Origin of the sequence: Mesoflavibacter sp. CH_XMU1404-2, from assembly GCF_037029465.1 — a bacterium.
Classification (GTDB): Bacteria; Bacteroidota; Bacteroidia; order Flavobacteriales; family Flavobacteriaceae; genus Mesoflavibacter.
Genome location: NZ_JAYMEM010000035.1, coordinates 1 through 3,248 on the forward strand (window position 1 = coordinate 1; position 3,248 = coordinate 3,248).

Consider the following 3,248-nt stretch of genomic DNA (forward strand, 5'->3'; position numbering starts at 1 on the left):
TACGATAAAAAACAAAAAAATTAGATTATTATTTGTAAATTAAGGTTCTATAGATAATTTAGCAAAAAAAAAGAGGTTCCGCAGACCTCTTATAAAACAGCTTTCGTCAGCTTATACAAAAACCCAGAAAGCAAAACACTTTGCTTTCTTTGGATAAATGCGATTTCCGTTTTTATCTAACTTCCATCTGCGAAATATCAACTTTTGCAACTTACCGTTTTTTCGTCTAAAATACGTCATAGCACGTCGAATTAATGACTGACTTATGTTAAACCTTTAGATTGCAAAGGTCAGCACCAATCATCTGGCACTACCACAATATGTGGTAATTAAAAGCCCTGTTACGGTGACAGGGCTTTGTTTTGTTAAATGAGTTGTTTTTTCTCCAAATAATAATAACATGAATAGAAGAAACTAAAAGTTTTAAATCTATTGATTAGTATTTTTTTAAATCTTGTTCAACTCTGTTAGTTACTCATTTTACAATTTAATTCGACTATACGTCGTATTTTAGACAATACAAAGATATAAAAAATCTTTATATTATTTCAAAGAACCTGTTGCTCTTAACAATAATGTTTCTACCATATTGTTAAAATTTCTATTTTCAATTTTTGACAATTCTTCAATTTTACTCAATAAACTTGGATTTAAACGAATTGTCTTAGGTGTTAAATCTGTTTGTTTCATCGCCAAATATTTTTAATTATACTTATGTTTAATAGCCTTACACTAAATTAGTATAATTCTTTAATATTCTTTTAGATGCTTAATGCTTCTTTTTAACATTTTTATTAACAAAACGAATCAAGATATATGTTTTCTGGTATAAAAAAAATTTTTTAGAATATTTTTACACCGAATAATTTGTTTTTAGTGTAAATAACTACTATATTTGTTATATCAAATAATATAGTTATGTTTAACAAGGAAGTAAAATCAATAATCGACTTAATAAAAGCTTTTCCAACAGAGCAATCTTGTATTGACCATTTAGAGTTATTACGTTGGGATGGTGAAGTTGTAAGCCCTTTTGATGCTACTTCTAAAGTATATGACTGCAAAGGGAATAAATACAAGTGTAAAAACACAGGTAAATATTTTAACGTTAAGACCAATACTATTTTTGATAATACTAAAATGGATTTACAAAAATGGTTTATGGCTATTTGGTTAGTTACTTCACACAAAAAAGGGATTTCTTCTTTACAATTAGGGCGTGATTTAGGGATCACTCAAAAAAGCGCTTGGTTTATGTTACAAAGAATTAGAAATTGTTTCGGATTAAATGAAGATGATAATGATAAATTACAAGGTGAAGTTGAAATAGACGAAACTTACGTAGGTGGTAAATCTACAAATAGAAGTTCAAAAATAAGAGCAGATAAAAGCGAAGAAACAAAAGAACACTATAAAAAATCAACTGTTTTAGGTATGGTTGAAAGAAATGGCGAAGTAAGAGCGATGCACGTTGAAAACTCAACTGAATTATCTTTATTACCTCCAATAGTTAATAATATTTCTTTTGGCTCAACTATTTACACTGACGAATTAAGGTCTTATAATAAATTAGAGCGTGTTTACGACCATAAAACAGTAATGCATAGTGGTAATGAGTATGTAAGAGGTAGAGTATCTACAAACACAATAGAAAGCTTTTGGGCTTTATTAAAGCGTGGTATTTATGGTATTTATCATTTTACATCAAAAAAGCACTTACAATTTTATGTAGATGAATTTGTGTTTAGATATAATTCACGTCACGCTACTGAAAGTCAAAGATTTAATTTACTTTTGAATAACATAGAAAATAGAATAACTTATAAGGCTTTAATTAATGGATAATATTGATAATCAACATAATTTTCTGTTTTATACATCCGATAATGGAACTACAAACATTCAAGTCATATTAGATGAAGATACTGTTTGGGCAACTCAAGGTTCTATGAGTGAAATTTTTGGAGTTGAAGAAAATACTATAAACTATCATGTTAGTAATGTTTATTCAGATGGTGAATTGGCTAAGAGTTCAACTACTCGAAAAATTCGAGTAGTTCGAAAAGAGGGAACCCGAAATGTAAATAGAGAATTAGATTTTTATAACTTAGATATGATTATATCTGTAGGTTATAGAGTTAATTCACCTTCTGCTACTAAATTTAGAATATGGGCAACCAATGTACTTAAAGAATATTTGATAAAAGGTTTTGCCTTAGATGATGACAGATTAAAGCAAGGTAAAAATTTATTTGATAAAGATTATTTTGATGAATTAATAGAACGTATAAGAGAAATACGTGCTTCTGAAAGAAGGTTTTATCAAAAAATCACTGATATTTATGCAACTTCTGTTGATTATGATCCAAAAGCTACAATAACTCAAACTTTTTTTGCTACTGTTCAAAATAAACTTGAGTATGCTATAACCCAACATACTGCTCCAGAAATAATAAAATTAAGAGCTAATTCTAAGAAACCTAACATGGGTTTAACAAGTTGGAAAAATGAAAAAAAAGGAGGTAAGATTTTAAAATCAGATGTTAGTGTTGCTAAAAACTACTTGTCACATGAAGAAATATCAGAGCTAAATAGAATAGTGACAATGTATTTAGATTATGCTGAAAACCAAGCGAGTAAAGGAAGGTTGATGAATATGAGTGATTGGGTTAATAAATTAGATGCTTTTTTAATATTTAACGAGTATGACATATTAAAAGACGCTGGTAAAATAAGGTCTAATGTAGCTAAAAAATTTGCTGAAAAGGAATATGAAAAATTTAGACCTATACAAGATAAGGAGTTTAAATCTGATTTTGATAAAATGGTTGAAGGTGTTAAAAAAGGTGAATTACCTCCACCTCCATTACCTCCAAAAAAAGAGGAATTATCAGATTTTAATAAAAAGCTTAAAAAGGGATTAAATTATAACCCTAAAGATGACGAATAATAATTAAACGCTATTAATGTTAGTAGAATTAGTAGCGTTTAAATACGTTCATAAACAAGTAAGAATTTAATTTGACTATTATTAGTCGGCAAGATGCTTAATGTTCGATATTCTGAATTAGTGGAATTGGTAAACGTAAATTAAACAACTTACATACTTCAAAAAAAGCACATTTCACAAGTGCGAAATCAAACTTTACTTTTTAGTGTAAACTTGTATATAGTTCCCCTTTTATTGGGAACTATATATCACTTTACACTAAAAAGAATAGAATGAATTATCTACAATATGTGTATAT

At 28.0% G+C, this 3,248-nt stretch carries 3 protein-coding genes; 2 read left to right on the forward strand and 1 reads right to left on the reverse strand.

The features are described 5' to 3' along the window. Window positions 1–543: 543 nt before the first annotated feature. Entirely contained in the window at window positions 544–690 is a 147-nt protein-coding gene (locus WA327_RS15030) for a hypothetical protein (RefSeq protein ID WP_336066488.1), read from the reverse strand. 228 nt (window positions 691–918) lie between these two features. Here WA327_RS15030 and WA327_RS15035 point away from each other — a divergent pair, with 228 nt between their 5' ends. Together WA327_RS15035 and WA327_RS15040 are read left to right on the forward strand one after the other, a co-directional pair. Continuing rightward, window positions 919–1,845: an IS1595 family transposase gene (locus WA327_RS15035; RefSeq protein ID WP_336066486.1), complete on the forward strand. Its 927-nt coding sequence runs from the start codon at window positions 919–921 to the stop codon at window positions 1,843–1,845. Beyond that, on the forward strand, window positions 1,838–2,950 hold the full coding sequence (locus WA327_RS15040; protein ID WP_336066484.1) for a virulence RhuM family protein: 1,113 nt from the start codon (window positions 1,838–1,840) through the stop codon (window positions 2,948–2,950). Before WA327_RS15035 ends, WA327_RS15040 begins: the two co-directional genes overlap by 8 nt. Window positions 2,951–3,248: the final 298 nt, after the last annotated feature.